This window comes from Acinetobacter sp. Ac_3412 (assembly GCF_013072675.1).
In the GTDB taxonomy this organism is placed as follows: domain Bacteria; phylum Pseudomonadota; class Gammaproteobacteria; order Pseudomonadales; family Moraxellaceae; genus Acinetobacter; species Acinetobacter higginsii.
In genome coordinates this window covers 194,680-213,235 of the sequence record NZ_LXUJ01000012.1, presented here as the reverse complement: position 1 = coordinate 213,235, position 18,556 = coordinate 194,680, and the positions used below count along the sequence as shown (strand labels likewise).

At 40.9% G+C, this 18,556-nt stretch carries 17 protein-coding genes; 10 read left to right on the top strand and 7 right to left on the bottom strand.

From position 1 onward, the window contains the following. Nucleotides 1–181: 181 nt before the first annotated feature. The 3 genes from A7P54_RS16300 to A7P54_RS16290 all read left to right on the top strand — a co-directional run bounded on the left by A7P54_RS16300 (nucleotide 182) and on the right by A7P54_RS16290 (nucleotide 2,378). Nucleotides 182–1,279, top strand: coding sequence for an agmatine deiminase family protein (locus tag A7P54_RS16300; protein WP_171550187.1), 1,098 nt, complete (start codon nucleotides 182–184; stop codon nucleotides 1,277–1,279). Between the two features lie 83 nt (nucleotides 1,280–1,362). Then, entirely contained in the window at nucleotides 1,363–1,905 is a 543-nt protein-coding gene (locus A7P54_RS16295) for an AAA family ATPase (RefSeq protein WP_171550186.1), read from the top strand. Continuing rightward, entirely contained in the window at nucleotides 1,902–2,378 is a 477-nt protein-coding gene (locus tag A7P54_RS16290) for an NUDIX domain-containing protein (protein WP_171550185.1), read from the top strand. The genes A7P54_RS16295 and A7P54_RS16290 overlap by 4 nt, the downstream gene beginning before the upstream one ends. On the opposite strand, the gene A7P54_RS16285 is transcribed toward A7P54_RS16290, so the two are convergent. Continuing rightward, nucleotides 2,339–2,818 carry a GNAT family N-acetyltransferase gene (locus A7P54_RS16285; RefSeq protein ID WP_171550184.1) on the bottom strand — a complete coding sequence of 160 codons (480 nt, stop codon included), beginning with the start codon at nucleotides 2,816–2,818 and terminating at the stop codon, nucleotides 2,339–2,341. The two genes, A7P54_RS16290 and A7P54_RS16285, sit on opposite strands and share 40 nt — an antisense overlap. 94 nt (nucleotides 2,819–2,912) lie before the next feature. Next, entirely contained in the window at nucleotides 2,913–3,926 is a 1,014-nt protein-coding gene (locus A7P54_RS16280) for an AraC family transcriptional regulator (protein ID WP_004652394.1), read from the bottom strand. 213 nt (nucleotides 3,927–4,139) lie between these two features. On the opposite strand from A7P54_RS16280, the gene A7P54_RS16275 reads away from it, so the two are divergent. The 5 genes from A7P54_RS16275 (at nucleotide 4,140) to A7P54_RS16255 (ending at nucleotide 11,530) form a co-directional block, all read left to right on the top strand. Beyond that, entirely contained in the window at nucleotides 4,140–5,258 is a 1,119-nt protein-coding gene (locus A7P54_RS16275; RefSeq protein ID WP_216077145.1) for a CaiB/BaiF CoA-transferase family protein, read from the top strand. 144 nt (nucleotides 5,259–5,402) lie between these two features. Further along, on the top strand, nucleotides 5,403–6,626 hold the full coding sequence (locus A7P54_RS16270) for a carbohydrate porin (RefSeq protein WP_171550301.1): 1,224 nt from the start codon (nucleotides 5,403–5,405) through the stop codon (nucleotides 6,624–6,626). A gap of 144 nt (nucleotides 6,627–6,770) precedes the next feature. After that, nucleotides 6,771–9,167 carry a glucose/quinate/shikimate family membrane-bound PQQ-dependent dehydrogenase gene (locus tag A7P54_RS16265; RefSeq protein WP_171550183.1) on the top strand — a complete coding sequence of 799 codons (2,397 nt, stop codon included), beginning with the start codon at nucleotides 6,771–6,773 and terminating at the stop codon, nucleotides 9,165–9,167. Between the two features lie 241 nt (nucleotides 9,168–9,408). Continuing rightward, nucleotides 9,409–11,052 carry a nitrite/sulfite reductase gene (locus tag A7P54_RS16260; protein ID WP_171550182.1) on the top strand — a complete coding sequence of 548 codons (1,644 nt, stop codon included), beginning with the start codon at nucleotides 9,409–9,411 and terminating at the stop codon, nucleotides 11,050–11,052. Next, a complete protein-coding gene (locus A7P54_RS16255; protein WP_171550181.1) occupies nucleotides 11,045–11,530 on the top strand; it encodes a DUF934 domain-containing protein in 486 nt (161 codons plus the stop codon). The genes A7P54_RS16260 and A7P54_RS16255 overlap by 8 nt, the downstream gene beginning before the upstream one ends. A gap of 69 nt (nucleotides 11,531–11,599) precedes the next feature. On the opposite strand, the gene A7P54_RS16250 is transcribed toward A7P54_RS16255, so the two are convergent. The 3 genes from A7P54_RS16250 to A7P54_RS16240 all read right to left on the bottom strand — a co-directional run bounded on the left by A7P54_RS16250 (nucleotide 11,600) and on the right by A7P54_RS16240 (nucleotide 13,979). Further along, nucleotides 11,600–12,043: a VOC family protein gene (locus A7P54_RS16250; RefSeq protein WP_171550180.1), complete on the bottom strand. Its 444-nt coding sequence runs from the start codon at nucleotides 12,041–12,043 to the stop codon at nucleotides 11,600–11,602. A 134-nt stretch (nucleotides 12,044–12,177) separates the two neighbouring features. After that, on the bottom strand, nucleotides 12,178–13,353 hold the full coding sequence (locus tag A7P54_RS16245; protein ID WP_004802873.1) for a thiolase family protein: 1,176 nt from the start codon (nucleotides 13,351–13,353) through the stop codon (nucleotides 12,178–12,180). A 110-nt stretch (nucleotides 13,354–13,463) separates the two neighbouring features. After that, nucleotides 13,464–13,979 (bottom strand): GspH/FimT family pseudopilin, encoded by a 516-nt coding sequence (locus tag A7P54_RS16240; RefSeq protein WP_171550179.1) that lies wholly within the window; start codon nucleotides 13,977–13,979, stop codon nucleotides 13,464–13,466. A 365-nt stretch (nucleotides 13,980–14,344) separates the two neighbouring features. Here A7P54_RS16240 and omp38 (A7P54_RS16235) point away from each other — a divergent pair, with 365 nt between their 5' ends. After that, on the top strand, nucleotides 14,345–15,361 hold the full coding sequence (gene omp38, locus A7P54_RS16235) for an outer membrane protein Omp38 (RefSeq protein WP_171550178.1): 1,017 nt from the start codon (nucleotides 14,345–14,347) through the stop codon (nucleotides 15,359–15,361). A gap of 458 nt (nucleotides 15,362–15,819) precedes the next feature. Then, nucleotides 15,820–16,920: an outer membrane protein Omp38 gene (gene omp38 / locus A7P54_RS16230; protein ID WP_171550177.1), complete on the top strand. Its 1,101-nt coding sequence runs from the start codon at nucleotides 15,820–15,822 to the stop codon at nucleotides 16,918–16,920. A gap of 131 nt (nucleotides 16,921–17,051) precedes the next feature. Here omp38 (A7P54_RS16230) and A7P54_RS16225 read toward each other — a convergent pair whose 3' ends face one another. Further along, nucleotides 17,052–17,210 (bottom strand): hypothetical protein, encoded by a 159-nt coding sequence (locus A7P54_RS16225; RefSeq protein WP_005206101.1) that lies wholly within the window; start codon nucleotides 17,208–17,210, stop codon nucleotides 17,052–17,054. 4 nt (nucleotides 17,211–17,214) lie between these two features. Beyond that, entirely contained in the window at nucleotides 17,215–18,420 is a 1,206-nt protein-coding gene (locus A7P54_RS16220) for an RtcB family protein (RefSeq protein ID WP_171550176.1), read from the bottom strand. Between the last annotated feature and the right edge of the window lie 136 nt (nucleotides 18,421–18,556).

The window sequence follows — 18,556 nt, the reverse complement described above, 5'->3', positions numbered from 1 at the left end:
TCAATTTAAGTGTCAGTGCAATGATGATAAACATTGGCAAGTTTGATGCTTTTCGCCAATTTGATAGGTTGCGTGAGTAATCAAGCCAAGCGTTAAATTTGGTATTTTTCTGCATGTCTTGTGACATCTTCGATTAGACTAGCATTTGGAAATGATTGATAGAAACGATGGGCGAAAGCACATGATAAAACTAAAGCGTCACTATGCTGCCATGGCATTGATCTTGTCACTTTTTGGATGTGATTCATCTGGACGGAATATTGAAAATAACAAAACAATCGAGGATAAAAACAAGGTGAGCCAAACCTATTCAAATCAAGCTGCTGATGACAAAATGCTATTGGTGTTGTCTGCACCTTCTGTACATGATCCGTATTACAAATCTGCTTTTCAACGAATTGTAGATTTTCAGATTGATTATGCAAAATCAATTTTGGGTAATGACAATGTCGTGATTTTGGTGGATGAGGATACTAAGCCTTATTTCACGGGCAAAGTGCCTGAAGATATTTTATTGGTAGATGATGTCCGTGATATCTGGATGCGCGACTTCACCACGGTTAATCCAATGCAGCCTGTGCAATTTACCTATACTTGGGCCTCGATGACCAAGAAACAAAGTAAAGATGTGCAAAAAAGTTTTAGCCAGTTTGCCGACCGTTATCAAATTCAAAGAGCCAAAACTGATTTGATGATTGATGGCGGGAACCTTGTTGATGATTATGCGGGTCGTGTCATTACCACTACACGTTTTATGGAAGATAATGAGCTTAGCTATAACGAGGCCAAACAAGAGTTAAAGGCTACGTTGGGTGCAACCGAAGTTGCCATCTTAGAACCAGATGAAGAAGTGCTGGCACATTCAGATGGCATGGTCAGTTGGGTGGATAAAAATACTTTGCTTGTGAATGACTATTCAAAAACACCATCATTTAGAACAACCGTAATGAAGGAGTTAAAAGCATCATTTCCAACTGCAAAAATTGTGGAAGTGCCTGTTGAATATAAGACCAATCCCAAAGGGCAATGGGAAGGTTTTGAGTCAGCATGTGGTGTGAATTTAAATGCCACGGTCACACATCACAATATTTATGTGCCAACCTTTAATATGCCGCATGATCAAAAAGCACTCACGATTATCAAGCAGAACACCAGTAAGAAAGTTATTCCTGTAAATGCTGAAAATGTTTGTCCAATGGGCGGCAGCGTGCGTTGCCTCACTTGGCAGGTGACAGGGAACAATGCTGCAAAACTTATTCAAGCTGCTCGAGATAAGTAATTGATTTATAACTTGCATCGGCTGGTTCACAAGCCGATGCAAGTTGTTTAAACTCACCTGCCTTTTTATTGTGCTAATAACAAATGAAATTCATTAATATTATTGGTACCACAGGTTCGGGTAAATCGACACTAGCCCGACAGTTGGCGCAAAAACAACAATTACAATATATCGAACTGGATAATTTACTTTGGCTGGATGATTGGCAAGAATCGGCCAATGAAGCCTTGTTTTTGAAGCTAAAAATCGCTATGAAAAATGCTGCGACAGGGTGGGTTTTGGATGGCCTTTATACCCGTACTACTCCAATGGTGATGGAGAAAGCAGATACCGTCATCTGGTTAGATTATGCCTTTCACATCAATTTATATCGTTTGACCAAACGTACATTCGGGCGTGTGATCAGTCGGAAAAAGTTATGGGAAGATTCAAATAATCGGGAAAGTTTAAAATTGATGCTGTCCAAAGAATCTATTTTTATCTGGTTAATTAAATCCTATCCGAAAAACCGAAAAAAATACTTAGCTTTGATGCAGAATCCTGACTATCAGCATATTCGGTTTATTCGTTTAACCTCTCCACAACAAGCAGAAAAATTTTTAGAACAGATTAAGGCCATGCAATGACGTCTATTCGAGCAAAAGCGTTATGCCTATTTCGTCATAATGATAAGGTGTTACTTGCAAAAGCGTATGATCCCAACAAGGATGAATATTTTTTCAGACCCATCGGTGGTGGTATCGAGTTTGGGGAAACATCTATTCAGGCAATTGAAAGAGAGGTCTTGGAAGAAATTCAGCAGCAGCTGACACAGCCAAAACTTATCTGCGTCATGGAAAATCTATTTAGCTTTGATGGGCAGCAAGGCCATGAAATTGTGTTTGTATATGATGCCGAATTTATAGACCTACATATCTATAAGCAACACCACATACAGGGTTGCGAAACCAATGGACATAGCTATATCGCACAATGGCTAAGTCGAGAACAAATCGCACTGACTCAATATCCTGTTTATCCAAAAGGCATTGAGCAATGGCTATTCAATGCGAGATCATCTCAAGTTGAGTTTATGGACTCATTCGATAAATCTAAATGAAAGAATTGGTTATAGGGTGATTCGGTATATTCTGCGAAAGCTGCACCTTCAACAAAACCAAATTTTTTATAAAGTTTGATTGCTGCATCAAAATGAACGTCTTTTCCTGTTTCTAAACTGACTTTTTGATAGTGACGTTGCTGGGCAAGTTCTAGTAAGTATTCCAGTAGCTGTGCTGCGACCCCTTGACGCAAATGGGCAGGATGAGTCCGCATAGATTTGATTTCTGCATGGTCGGGTGTCAGTTCTTGGATTGCGCCACAGCCCAGTAACTCATCATCGTTCCACAGGGTATAGACGCTAATAGAATCTTTTTGCAGACTGCTGAGGTCTAATGCAAAACTATGTTCAAGTGGGGTATTTTGATGCAGGCCATGCAAGTGGATATAAATCAAATTTTGTACTTGTGGGTGAGAAAAGTCAGCTTTTTTAATGGTCATTATTATTCAAGCAAATCGTAGGGGGCTGCTTGATTATTAGCATATTTAAAATGCAGTGTTCAACTATATAAAGTTGAACACTGCATTGTCGTTATTAGTTGTGATGACCATGCAACTGACGATATAAACCAGGAGTCACACCTGTCCATTTCTTAAAGGCACGGTGGAAAGTACTGGTTTCACTAAAGCCGACTTGTTGCGCTACATCTTCAAGGGTGAGATTAGGCGTCAACAATAAATGAATTGCAGCATCACGACGCAAGGCATCTTTAACCCCTTGATAGCTTTTGCCTTCCGCAGCCAAACGACGACGTAAGGTTTGTGGTGATAAATATAACATTGCTGCGACATCGTTGAGCGTTGGCATTTCTTCACCAATCTGACTCTTCAATACATCACGAATACGCGAAGTCAACGAGTTGGTATTTTTGAATTTCACTAACAACTGGGCAGGTGCTGCTTTCAAGAATTCTTCTAAAGTCTTTTCATCTTGACGGATTGGGAGATCCAAATAATCTGCAGCAAAGGTAATCTCTGTACGTGGCGCATCGAATTGCATCACAGGTGCAAAGAACAATGCATCGTATTCATCAGCATGATTAGGACGTTCATAACCAAAATGCACACGCTCTAAAGGTAGGCGACGCTCAATTAACCATGATGCTAGACCATGCCAAATCATCAGCATGCTTTCAGTAATGAAATGGTCAGGGTCTAAAGCTTTCGGAATATGTGGCACTAAGCGTGCTTCATGTTTGTCACGTTCCAAGCTTACCGACCACTCATCTCCAAACAGTTTGTAGAATTGAGAGGAAAGTTCAAGTGCTTGTCCAAGAGTCTTGGAGTGGATGATTAATTGACACATGATTGCGAATGTACCCAAGCGACGTGGCTGTACATCGAAGCCAACGTGTTCGTCTTGGGTAACCATCCATAACATTTTTACAAAACGGGTGTACTGCTCAGGAGAGATTCGAGCCTTTGGTTGGCGAAGCAGTTCAGCCTCTATGCCGACATGTGAAAGTAACGTTTCAACGTCCATGCCTAGGCGTTTAACACCTGTTAAAGCCGCATTCACGAAGTGGATGCTGATCGTATCACGGCTCATATTGAATCCTTCAGTTTCTTTACTATTCACGATAATTGACCTAAATAACCGTCTAAAATATCAAATTGGGCAATTGACAAGAAAAATAATTGCGCCTTGTATACATGTTAAATTGCCGAAACTATCAAGGTAAATGGCTGAACATGACATTGTTTTTGTGTTTATCCACACCTAGTATAAAAGAAAATTTGAACAAATTGAGTAAAAATTATTATGCCATCTGCACTAAAGGGATTGAAAGTCCTCGATTTTTCGACTTTATTACCAGGGCCATTTGCCAGTATGTACCTTGCCGACATGGGTGCAGAAGTTATCCATGTGGAATCACCGACTCGTCCAGACCTTGTACGGATTATGCCACCCTATGCCAATGGTCAGGCCACTGCGCACAGTTATCTGAATCGGAATAAACAGTCGATTGCCCTTGACCTCAAAGATGCAGCCAATATTGAACTGATCAAAAATAAAATCTCTGAGTTCGATATCGTGCTAGAACAGTTCCGTCCAGATGTGATGCGCCGTTTGGGCTTGGACTATGAGACTTTAGCGGAGATTAATCCACGACTTATCTATTGTTCGATTACTGGTTATGGTCAAACAGGGGCTTATAAAGATCGGGCAGGACACGACATTAACTATTTAGCGTTGGCAGGAGTGTCTGGGCATAGTGGTCGTCAAGATGGTGGACCGCCACCCTTAGGAATCCAAATTGCAGATGTGGCAGGTGGTTCTTTGCATGCAGTGATTGGTATTCTTGCTGCTGTGGTCGAGCGTCAACGCAGTGGTCTAGGTCAATATCTTGATATTTCGATGACTGATTGTGTGGCGAGTCTGAATAGTATGGCCGCTTCTGCAAGTCTAGCAGGGCAAACGCCACAAGCACCAGAGGTGGGAATGCTGAATGGTGCAAGCTTCTATGATTATTATCAAACCAAAGATGGTCGCTATTTTTCAGTAGGAAGTTTAGAGCCACAATTTATGACAGGCTTGGCTACAGCACTAGAATTACCTGTACTGCTTGCAAAAGGAACATCGTTTGACCCTGAAGATCGTCAAGCGGTAAAGCAAGCTTTGCAGGAAAAGTTTAAAACACAAAACTTTGCTGAATGGCAACAGCTGTTCCAAAGCTTGGATATTTGTGTAGAACCAGTTCTCAGTCTGGATGAAGCCTTGGTCTCGCCAATGGCTCAACAAAGAGGGTGGGTGGTTGATGTGCCAGTATCTGAAAATGCATCACAAACTGAGCCACAGTTGGCCTGTCCGATCAAGTTTTCCCGTTCGCAAATGAAGTATGCCTTTATTGGTCAGGGTTTAGGTGAGGGTAAATGGTAGAAAATATGTGCGACTTATCACTGATTGTTAAAATATTGTACAGATTGTTAACATTTTGAATAAGTTGTAATTTAAAAATGAGAGTAACCTTTTATACACAATAACATAAAAGGTTACGTAAACATGACAATCTCTAAATCTTTGATTGTTTCTTGTTTATCCGTTCTATCATTGAGTCTTTTCACACAACATACTCAAGCAGCATCTTCCGCATTTGACCCAAATGGTCAATGGCTGTTTGGTGATTGGAACGGTCAACGCACTGCGTTGCAAGAACAGGGTTACAAATTTTCTGCTGATTACACAGGTGAATTTGCAGGGGTTTTAGATTCTAAACAATACTCAAGCCATGGCAGTGAATTCACTGGACAATTGGCGTTGGGCACAAACTTCGACCTAAATAAAATTTTAGGTTGGCAAGATACTGAGGCGCAGATCACGGTGACATACCGTGATGGTCAGTCTTTGTCACAAACTGCAGATGGCTTACAAGGTCACCAAAGTTCTGTACAAGAAGTTTGGGGACGTGGTCAAACGTGGCGCTTAACCGATCTCTGGATCAAAAAGAAATTTTTAGATCAAGCTTTAGATATTAAAGTGGGTCGTTTTGGTGAAGGCGAAGATTTCAACAGCTTTAACTGTGATTTCCAGAACTTATCACTATGTGGTTCTCAGGTGGGTAACTGGGTTGGTGACCAATGGTACAACTGGCCTGTGAGCCAATGGGCATTGCGTGTCAAATATAACTTACAGCCAGATCTTTATGCACAAATCGGGGCATATGAATACAACCCTGAGAATTTACAGCGTGGCAAAGGCTTTAACCTAAGTACCGATGGCTCTCGTGGTGCGATTATTCCAGCAGAAGTGGTATGGAATCCTAAACTGGGTGCACTTGCTCTGCCAGGTGAATATCGTTTTGGTTATTACTACAGTACCGCGGATGCTGCAGAAATCGAGAATCCTGCCAAGACTGGACATAAACAAGGCGGCTGGTTTACTGCGAAACAACAGTTAACTCGTCATGATGGTCAGTCAGATCGCGGTTTGACTGGTTTTGTCAATGTCACAGTGCATGATTCTAAAACCAATGCCATTAAAGACATGCAAAATGTTGGATTGGTCTATAAAGGTTTGTTGGATCAACGTCCTCAAGATGAGATTGCCTTAGGTGTTGCCCGCATTCACGCCAATGACAAAAACAATAGTCTATTGGATGAAGAATATAACACTGAGCTGTATTACGGCATTCATGCCACCAACTGGCTCACCATCCGTCCAAATATTCAATATGTCCACCATGTTGGTGCATTGAAGGACGGAGATAAGACTTGGGTTGGCGGTATTAAGCTCCAAACCATTTTCTAATTTTGATACTCGAGCAATTTTGCAGATGCAGTTCATACGATGGGCGATATCTGCAAAGTTCTTGTTGTGATTTGAACTCGACCATAAAAAGAGACTTTATTTGCTTTTTATGGATCTAAAATATAAAAGATGCAAGGTGATCTTATGAATCAATCTGCTTCAAAATCTGGGCTTAGAACCTTGACGGTGGTGATTATCGCCCTCATTGCATTGTTCTTGCTCGTTGGCGGTATCTGGCTCGCAGCAATTGGCGGGTCTTTTTATTATGTAATTGCAGGCGTGCTGTTGCTGATTGTAGCAGTACAACTCTATAAACGTGCCTCAGGTCCATTATGGGTTTATACGGCATTGATGTTAGGTAGTGTGGTTTGGGGTGTATGGGAAGTTGGGACCGACTTCTGGGCACTGGCACCACGTCTAGATATTCTGGGTATCTTGGGTCTTTGGTTACTTGTTCCTGCAGTAACACGCGGTATTGATAATCTAGCATCAAGTAAAGTGGCCTTATCTTCAACTTTAGCGATTGCTATCGTGGTGATGGTGTACTCGATCTTTAATGATCCACAAGAAATCAATGGTGTGATTCAGACGCCACAACCTGCACAAGCGAAAGCGGTTGAAGGCATTGTACCTGAAGATTGGCCTGCTTATGGTCGTAGTCAGGGTGGTGAACGTTATTCTCCATTGACACAGATCAATGATAAAAACGTCAAAGATCTTAAAGTCGCTTGGACATTACGTACCGGTGATTTCCGAACTGAAAATGATTCGGGTGAAACCACCAACCAAGTAACGCCAATCAAGATCGGCAATAACATGTTTATGTGTACACCACATCAACATTTAATTTCGATTGACCCTGCAACGGGTAAAGAAAAATGGCGTTTTGATCCAAAACTCAAAACCGATAAAACCTTCCAGCATTTAACCTGTCGTGGTGTGATGTACTACGATGCTGCCAATACCACTGAATTTGCAACCAGCTTACAGGCGAAAAAGTCGACCTCAACCGAGTGTCCACGTAAAGTCTTTGTTCCTGTAAATGATGGTCGTTTAGTGGCAGTTAATGCAGATACTGGTAAAGCATGTTCTGACTTTGGTCAAAATGGCGAAGTGAATTTACAAGAATTCATGCCATATGCTTATCCAGGTGGTTACAACCCAACATCTCCGGGTGTGGTGTCTGGTACTACTGTGGTGATTGCAGGTTCAGTGACCGATAACCATTCGAATAAAGAGCCATCAGGTGTGATTCGTGGTTATGACGTGAACACAGGTAAATTATTATGGGTGTTTGATACAGGCGCAGCTGATCCAAATGCAATGCCAGGTCAAGACACTCAGTTTGTTCATAATTCACCAAATGCATGGGCGCCACTTGCCTATGACTCAAAACTAGATATCGTCTATGTCCCAACAGGTGTGGGTACACCAGATATCTGGGGTGGAGACCGTACTGAGTTGAAAGAGCGTTATGCGAATTCAATGCTAGCGATCAATGCAACGACAGGTAAACTGGTATGGCACTTCCAAACCACACATCACGATTTGTGGGATATGGATGTACCATCACAACCGTCATTGGCTGATATTCAAGATAAATCAGGTCAAACGGTTCCTGCGATTTATGTATTGACTAAAACAGGCAATGCCTTTGTTTTAGACCGTCGTAATGGCCAGCCAATTGTACCAATTACCGAGAAACCTGTTCCGCAAACTGTGAAATGGGGCCCACAAACCAAAGGTGAGTTCTACTCAAAAACTCAACCATTCTCTGACTTTGATTTAGCGCCGAAAGATAAATTGACGGATAAAGACATGTGGGGTGCCACTATGTTTGATCAGTTGATGTGTCGTGTGAAATTTAAACGTCTGAATTACGATGGTATCTATACGCCACCTTCTGAAAATGGAACCTTGGTATTCCCTGGAAACTTAGGTGTGTTTGAATGGGGCGGTATGTCAGTGAATGCTGATCGTCAGGTTGCAGTCATGAACCCGATTGGCTTGCCATTCGTAAGTCGTTTAATTCCAGCAGATCCAAACCGTCAACCTGTGGCACGTGGTGCTGGTACTGAACAGGGTATGCAACCAATGTATGGTACGCCATATGGTGTTGATATCAGCCCGTTCCTATCTCCATTGGGTTTACCATGTAAACAACCAGGTTGGGGCTTTGTTGCAGGTGTGGACTTGAAAACTCATGAAGTGGTATGGAAAAAACGTATTGGTACCATTCGTGACAGCTTGCCAACCTTATTCCAGTTACCACCAGTGAAAATTGGTGTACCTGGTTTAGGCGGCTCGATTTCGACTGCGGGTAATGTGATGTTTGTCGGTGCAACCCAAGATAACTACATTCGTGCATTCAATGTTTCAAATGGCGATAAGTTATGGGAAGCACGTTTACCTGCAGGTGGGCAAGCAACCCCAATGACTTATGAAGCCAATGGCAAACAATATGTGGTGATTATGGCCGGTGGACATGGTTCATTCGGTACCAAAATGGGTGATTATCTCGTTGCGTATGCTTTACCTTAAATCCCTCCCAACCTCCCTTTATGAAAGGGAGGAGTTCTCTAATTTAATCCTTGCGCCATTATAATCGTGGCTCAGGGTGAGGGGAGATTAAAAGTCCAGATTTATCTGGGCTTTTTCTTTTTGTGGCAATTAGATAGGCTTATCAATAAAACCGTTATTAAATATGCAAAAAAAGCATTTTGTTGATGAATAAAAGCTCGCTATGCTAGTCGCCTTTATAATGAATGACTAGCCATACGCCATGTATTTATATACGGATTTCGATCAACAACTGATTAACCAACGTGTTGCTCAGTTTCGCGATCAAACAGAACGCTATTTAGCTGGAAAATTAACAGAAGACGAATATCGTCCATTACGTTTGCAAAATGGTCTGTACGTGCAACGTTATGCACCTATGCTCCGTATCGCTGTGCCGTATGGCTTGATGAATACTAAACAACTCAGAAAAATTGCTGAAATTGCGACAGAGTACGATCGCGGTTATGCCCACGTTTCAACCCGTCAAAATATTCAGTTGAACTGGCCTGCATTGGAAAATGTACCTGACATTTTAGCAGAGCTTGCAACGGTACAAATGCATGCTGTACAAACTTCAGGAAACTGTATCCGTAATACTACCACTGACCAGTTTGCTGGTGTAGTTGCCGGTGAGATTGCTGACCCACGTCCGACCTGTGAATTGATTCGTCAGTGGAGTACGTTTCACCCTGAATTTGCTTTCTTACCCCGTAAGTTCAAAATTGCAGTATCTGCTTTAGAAGAGAAAGACCGTGCTGCAACTGCATTCCACGATATCGGTGTTTATCTGGTACGTAATGATGTAGGCGAAATGGGCTATAAAATCATGGTCGGTGGTGGTCTAGGCCGTACCCCGATTATTGGTAGCGTAATCCGTGAGTTCTTACCACGTGAAGACCTGATTGCTTATTTAGAAGCGACCTTACGTGTTTATAACTTACATGGCCGTCGTGATAACAAATATAAGGCACGTATCAAGATTTTAGTAAAAGCTTTAACACCAGAAGTGTTTGCACAAAAAGTGGAAGCTGAATTTGAGCACACACGTGAAGCATTGAAAATCCAACCTGAAATCTTGAAAAAATTGGATGAAGAATTTACACCATTTGATTATCAAGATTTAGAAGATCAAGACTTTACAGACTTATTCGCTGCACATCCGAAATTCAAACAGTGGTTTAACGTCAATACCAATGCACATAAAGTGAAAGGTTATCGTATCGTTACGATTTCTTTGAAGCGTGCGGGTATTGCACCGGGTGATGTCACCAGCGAAGAAATGAACTTAATTGCCGATTTGGCCGATAAATATACTTTCGGTGAGTTCCGTACCACGCACGAACAGAACATTTCATTGGTCGATGTGCCGCAGAAAGATCTATTTGAATTGTGGCAAACGCTTGAACACAGCGACATGGCACGTGCGCATATTGGCTTTATTACCGATATTATCTGCTGCCCGGGTGGTGATTTCTGTTCATTGGCAAATGCGAAATCGATTCCAATTTCAGAAGCGATCAGTCGTCGTTTTGATGACCTTGACACTATTTATAATCTGGGTGAACTTGATCTAAACATTTCGGGTTGTATGAATGCCTGTGGTCACCACCATGTTGGTAACATCGGTATTCTGGGTGTAGATAAGAAAGGTGCTGAGTTCTATCAAATTACCTTAGGTGGTCATGCCGATCATGATGCATCTTTGGGTGATATTTTAGGACCTTCATTTGCAGCCGAAGTTGTGCCAGATGTGATTGATGAAATTTTAAATACTTACCTTGACTTACGTACAGAAGGTGAGCGTTTTATCGATACTTATCGCCGTGTTGGGATTCAACCATTTAAGGAGCGTGCTTATGCTTAATACAACGCTACAAGTGCTCTCTAAAGATGGCACAATTGCAGACAATACTTATCAAGTCATTGCTGAAGATGGAGCGATTCCACAAGGTGATGTGGTTGTAACAGCTGAACAGTTGGATCAATTGGCAAAGGTGCAAGGCAAAAAGGCGCTTTACATTACGGTGAATGATTCACCTGAAACCCATCAATTTCCATTGAATGAGCTAGATGCCATTTTTATTGAATTTGCTGGTTTTAATGATGGCCGTGGTTATTCATTCGCTGCCTTATTGCGTCGCAAAGGGTATCAAGGTGAATTACGTGCAGTTGGTGATATCTTTAAGGATGTTTTAAACTATTTAAAACGTTCTGGCTTTGATACTTTTGTCGTCAAAGAAGGGAAAGATATTCATGAAGCTGCTGCTGGGCTTCAAGATTTTACCAATCCTTATCAAGCATCGACTGCTGTACCACAAGCAAGCTATCAAACTGGCGCATAAGCCGATTGAAAGAAAAAAGCTGAACTAAGGTTCAGCTTTTTTTTGTTTTAATTGCTAAGTTCACAATGATTATTCATCTAACTGACAATTGATCATCCATTTGATTCCAAACTGATCGGTGAATGCGCCATAGAGTGCACCCCAGAAGGTTTTTTCTAAGGGCATTTCAATTTGGCCATTTGCAGACAAGGCATTGAATAATCGTTGTGCTTCGTCTTGTTCATCTGGATCAAGATTAATTGAAATATAGTGGTTGTTACCTTGGGTAAATACGCTATTTTGAGCGCAGAATTGATCATTAACATCTGAAGCCATCAATACGGTAAATTCATTGATGGGTAGGGATACATGTAAAACCAAGTTTTTATCGGCTTCTGAAAGGCTGACGCCTTCAGTAGGTGGCATATCGCCATAACGGCTGAGCATGGTAAATTCGCCACCAAACACAGATTTATAAAAATTGAATGCTTGTTCTGTTTGTCCTTTAAAATTTAGATAATGATTGAGTTGCATATGGGACTCCTTGTTGTTTTTTTATACACAGCATAACTTATCGATATTTTGACTATAGGTGCATTATTTTTTGTAATCCTAAAAATAAAAAATCCTGCATCAAGCAGGATTCTTTTGAACAGATTGAAAAATATTTAGATCAATTCAATCGCAACAGCTGTCGCTTCACCACCACCGATACACAAGGCTGCAACACCTTTCTTACCACCAGTGCGTTTAAGCGCGTGAATCAATGTCAGGATGATACGAGAACCAGTAGAACCAACAGGGTGACCTAGAGCACAAGCACCACCATTAATATTGACTTTTTCAGCATCTAATTTGAAATCATCGATTGGGCACATGGTTACCATGGCAAATGCTTCATTGATTTCCCATAGATCTACGTCTTGCGCATCCCAGCCTGCCTTTTTCAATACTTTTTCGATTGCACCAACAGGGGCAATGGTAAATTCAGAAGGATGTTGAGAGTTAGAAGCAGTTGCCAGAATTTTTGCCAAAGGTTGTAAACCACGTTGTGCCGCAACTTCACTTGAGGTTAATACCAATGCTGATGCACCATCAGAAATTGAACTTGCGTTCGCAGCAGTAATCGTACCATCTTTTGCAAATGCTGGTTTTAATGATGGGATTTTATCGATTTTTGCACTTAATGGTTGTTCGTCTTGATCAACAACCACATCACCTTTACGGGTAGAAACTGTTACCGGAACGATTTCATCTTTGAAGTAACCTTCAGTAATCGCCTTTTGTGCACGCTGCAATGAACGGATGGCAAAGTCATCCATCTGTTCACGGGTATAGCTACGTTTATTTGCCATATCTTGGGCAAATGAACCCATTAAACGACCAGTTTCAGCATCTTCCAAGCCATCAAGGAACATATGATCCTTAATTTCACCATGACCCATACGGTAGCCAGCGCGTGCTTTCGGTAATACATATGGTGCATTGGTCATTGATTCCATACCACCTGCAACCACGATCTCGGCACTCCCGGCTTTAATCATATCTGCTGCTTGCATCACTGCTTTCATGCCAGAACCACACAGTTTGTTAATGGTCACTGCACCGGTAGAGTCTGGTAAGCCCGCTTTACGCATTGCTTGGCGCGCAGGGCCTTGTTTTAAGCCTGCAGGTAAAACACAACCCATGATTACTTCTTCTACATCAGTTGGTTGCAGGCCAGAACGGGCAATTGCTTCTTTAATGGTAACAGCACCTAATTCTGGCGCTGTAACACCAGATAATGCACCTTGGAAGCCGCCCATTGCTGTACGAGCGCCATTAACGATTACGATATCAGTCATGATGTGTCTCCACACTTATAATTTATAAAAATGTTCCAAACTTAAGCAGTATAGTAAAAAAAGGATCGGAATAAAGTGTTTTACCCATTTTAGGCTAGACTGAAGAGTTTTTAGCAACTTGATAACTTTTCAAAGCGAATATTGCCCATCCGACTTAAAACAATCTTCGTATGGTGCTGAGGGGATTCAGAGCAGTAGACAAAGCTGCCATTGGAGGCAAAGGGAAGGCCGTTCTCAGCTTGAAAAACAAGAGCGTTGGGGCTTCGTCCAAAAGACCTAAAGTAGAGGTAACCATATTTATGGTTCAAAGGGACGCTAAAGAGGAGAGTCTCATTCTGATCACGTTGGTTGTTTCGATTAATATCAATAAATCCGATAAAACCTTTATTCCAATTTGTGCCACAGTTCTCAAAATTTGAACTTGGGCACAGCATCACATTTTTATGATGAAGTTGTGCATCCGTTTTTGCTTTTTGTATATGAATTGTGAGGATTCTTTTAAGGTAGTTTACTTCAGCAGAGATCATCATTTCACGAAAATGGGGGATTGCAACAGTAATCAAAATTGTCAGAATTCCAAGGGTGATGACTAATTCAATCAAAGTAAAGCCAAATGGTTTAAACATATTCTACCTATCTATTTTTATTAATTTTTTTATTAACAGTGTGTTAAATGAAAACTTAATTTTGCTAGTGAGTATTTCTAAAAAAAAAATTAAGATATACTAAAGCACAAGTTTCTGAACAATAATTCAATCAGATACCCGATGGGAATTGAAAATTTACTGAACTACAACGGAAATTGTAAGAAATTTTGTCAATAATTTATGAGGTTAAAGTTATCAAGCACTTGGAAAATTCATCAAGTGTTTGTATGATTCAAAGTGAAGTGAATAGCTGAAAAAATAATACTGTAGAACACCTGTGTTCTCAGGACGAAAAATCATAGGCTGAGCTTACACAAAACAATTGTTATCTCTGGAGGATATCCATGAAATTGAGTCGTATTGCACTTGCTATGCTTGTTGCTGCTCCTTTAGCTGCTGCGAATGCGGGCATAACTGTAACTCCATTATTGGTTGGTTATAGCTGGCAAGACAGTAAGCATAATAATGACAACCTAACAACTCATGCTGAGTTGCAGGATGATTTATTTGTTGGTGCTGCATTAGGCGTTGAATTAACACCTTGGTTAGGTTTTGAAGTTGAATATAACCAAGTGAAAGGTGATCTTGACGGTACTGGCGTAGCTAATGCTGAATATAAACAACAGACAGTTGCTGGTAATTTCTATGCAACTTCTGACCTAATCACTAAAAACTATGACAGCAAAATTAAGCCGTACGTATTATTAGGTGCTGGTCAAACTAAAACTGATTTTGATGGTATCTATGCAGTTAAGAAAGATACTATTGGTAATGCTGGTTTAGGTGCTTTCTGGCGTTTAAACGATGCTTTATCACTTCGTACAGAAGCTCGTGGTACTTACGACTTTGATGAGAAGTATTGGAGATATACAGCACTTGCTGGCTTAAACGTAGTTCTTGGTGGTCACTTGAAACCTGCAGCTGCAGTAGTAGAAGTTACTCCAGTTGCTCCAACTCCAGTTGCTCCACAACCACAAGAGTTGACTGAAGATCTTAACATGGAACTTCGCGTATTCTTCGATACGAACAAGTCTGACATCAAGCCGCAATACAAGTCTGAAATTGCTAAAGTTGCAGAGAAGTTAGCTGAATACCCGAATGCGACTGCTCGTATTGAAGGTCACACAGATAACACTGGTCCACGTAAGTTGAACGAACGTTTATCTTTAGCGCGTGCTAACTCTGTTAAGTCTGCACTTGTAAATGAATACAACGTGAATGCAACTCGTTTGACAACTCAAGGTTTCGCTTGGGATCAACCGATTGCTGACAACAAAACTAAAGAAGGTCGTGCTATGAACCGTCGCGTATTCGCTGCGATCACTGGTAGCCGTACTGTTCTTGTACAACCTGGTCAATAAGCTCAATAATTTGAGTTTATGAACTAAAAAAGCGACTCGTTAGAGTCGCTTTTTTTTTTATAGATATATAGGTTTTTGTAGCATTGATGTAAAACAAAAGCATAAGGATTCAAAACTAGAATAATCTTGCCTTAACTTTGGATACATTGTGGGAATTATTTAGTTTTATTGAAAAGATTTTGATACCTTGTTAAAATTTTGATTAAAAAGTGATAAGCTCTCACAGCTTTATTAGATGTTGTTAAAATAGAATTTTCTAGATTTTTGGGAGAGAAATAAGTGGTTTTTTCAGTGGCTGCTAACTAAATGTTGTCAAATACTTGGAAAATTGATCAGGTATTTGTATGATTCAACATAAAGTGAATGACTGAAAAAGATACAATAAGATTATTTCTCAGTATTCAAAAACTATTAGAGTTTAGAGAACAAACAATTTTTTGTTTTTTGGAGGATATTCCATGAAAATGAGTCGTATTGCACTTGCTATGCTTGTTGCTGCTCCTTTAGCTGCTGCGAATGCGGGTGTAACAGTCACTCCATTAATGCTTGGTTATCACTGGTACCCTGAGAATGCTCAGGACAAGATGCGTGATACTTTGCAAGATCGTGATCCTCAGGGTCGTGGTGATGCTGGAAGCTTAAAAAATGGCGTTGCGTTACAAAGTGATTTACTTGTTGGTGCTGCAATTGGTGTTGAGTTAACTCCTTGGTTACAAGCAGAGATTGAATATCAACAAACGAAAGCTGACGCAGCTCGTAATGAGAAAACTAACTTTAATGGTCAGCCGTGGGATGCTAAGCAACAAACTTTAAGTTTGAATGCAATTGCTACTGCTGATGTGTTTACTGGTAATTATGACAGTAAAATCAAGCCGTATGCTTTATTAGGTGTTGGTCATTCTAAAATTACAGTAGATAACCCAGGTTGGGATCGTCGTTCATATGACACAATCAGCAACTTAGGTGGTGGTGTATTATGGCAAGTAAACGATGCTTTAACACTTCGTACAGAAGGTCGTGCAGTTTATAACTACGACAATAAGTGGTGGGAAGGTCAAGCCTTGGCAGCACTTCAAGTTGTTGTTGGTGGTCACTTGAAACCTGCTGCTGCTCCAGTAGTAGAAGTTGCTCCAGTTGAACCAACTCCAGTTGCTCCGCAACCACAAGAGTTAACTGAAGATCTTAACATGGAACTTCGCGTCTTCTTTGATACGAACAAATCTGTTATCAAACCACAATACAAAACTGAAATCGCTAAAGTTGCTGAGAAGTTAGCTGAGTTCCCGAATGCGACTGCTCGTATTGAAGGTCACACAGATAACACTGGTCCACGTAAGTTGAACGAACGTTTATCTTTAGCGCGTGCTAACTCTGTTAAGTCTGCACTTGTAAATGAATACAACGTGAATGCAACTCGTTTGACAACTCAAGGTTTCGCTTGGGATCAACCGATTGCTGACAACAAAACTAAAGAAGGTCGTGCTATGAACCGTCGCGTATTCGCTGCGATTTCTGGTAGCCGTACTGTTTTAGTACAACCAGGTCAACAAGCTCAGTAATTTGAGTTTATGAACTGAAAAAAAGCGACTCGTCAGAGTCGCTTTTTTTATATGAGGGATTTAAGTAATAAAACATTGGGATTCTCCTTTTTGTTTAATGGGTTTAAGGTATTTCAATTACTATCAATTATTTACCATATCTCTTTTTTTAACTGCTGCTTAGTATTTTGTCTTTCACGACGATGTTGTGCTCGAGGCTTCTCGGTTTCATGAACTCCACCTTTGTGTAATAAAGGTGAAAGCGCTACAGGATTACGGACCTTAATTTTTGGCATTTCTTTGAGTTTCATTTGATTATCCTTTGATACATAAAATTTGTTTAAGGGTATGCACAATTTCAATCAAGTCAGATTGGTTGGCCATGACTTGATCAATATCTTTATAAGCAGCTGGAATTTCATCAATCACTGCACTGTCCTTTCGGCATTCGATGCCTTGGGTCTGCTGAATCAAGTCATCTTGGCTAAACAGCAGTTTTGCCTTGCTGCGGCTCATTTTTCGTCCTGCACCATGTGAACATGAACAGAAGGACTCAGGATTCGCTTTACCTTTAACGATATAAGAACGAGCTCCCATTGAACCTGGAATGATGCCTAATTCATCTTGGCCCGCTCGAATTGCCCCCTTACGTGTGATTAAGAGATCCTCACCAAAATGAGTTTCTTGACTGACGTAATTATGGTGGCAATTAATCGCTTCTTTGGTCATTTGAAAAGGGGGGAGTAATGGTCGAATTGCCTCTAAAATCAGACGCATCATTTCACGTCGATTTTCAAACGCATATTCTTGTGCCCACTCAACGGCTTCCACATAATCATTAAAGCTATTTGAACCTTCCGCAAAATAGCTCAAATCTTTATCTGGTACATGTCCAAATCGATGCTGAGCTTCTTTCTTTGCCAGTTCGATGAAGTAGGTTCCAATGACATTGCCTAAGCCACGGCTGCCTGAATGTAGCATCACCCAGACATCCTGATTTTCATCAAGGCAGAGTTCGATAAAGTGATTACCACCACCTAAAGTTCCCAGTTGTTTCTGCCAAGTGGCATCAAACTTTCTTAACATTCGAACTAAGCCGGGATGTTTTTTAATGATCGGTTGTAAGCGCTTTTCAAGTGGGATGATACTTGAAGCTTTTGCTTTCACTTGTTTATGTAGTTCAAAGCCTACAGGGACTTTGCGTTCGATTGCATGACGTAGCGGTGCAAGGTTGTCTGGAAGCTGTGAAGCTTTTAGATTGAGCCTTATTGCGTTCATTCCACAACCAATATCAACACCTACAGCGGCAGGAATGATTGCGTGTTTGGTTGGAATGACGCTGCCTACGGTGGCACCTTTACCCACATGTACATCAGGCATCACGGCAATATGTGAATAAACAAATTGCAGTTGTGCCATTTTTTTCAGTTGTTCAATACTTTCGCTATCAATATCGTTGGTGAAGATTTTCACCGGAACGCCATATTCAGCATCTGCATTGAGTATTTTTTGTATGCCCATTTTCTTGTCTCGGGATATTTTAATTTTTCGTCCGAATAGGCATAAAAAAACCTAGCGAATGCTAGGTTGAATAGAGCATTCGGACAAGTGATCAATTGATTTGTACACTTGTCCGTGAGTCGACAGTGCCAAACCT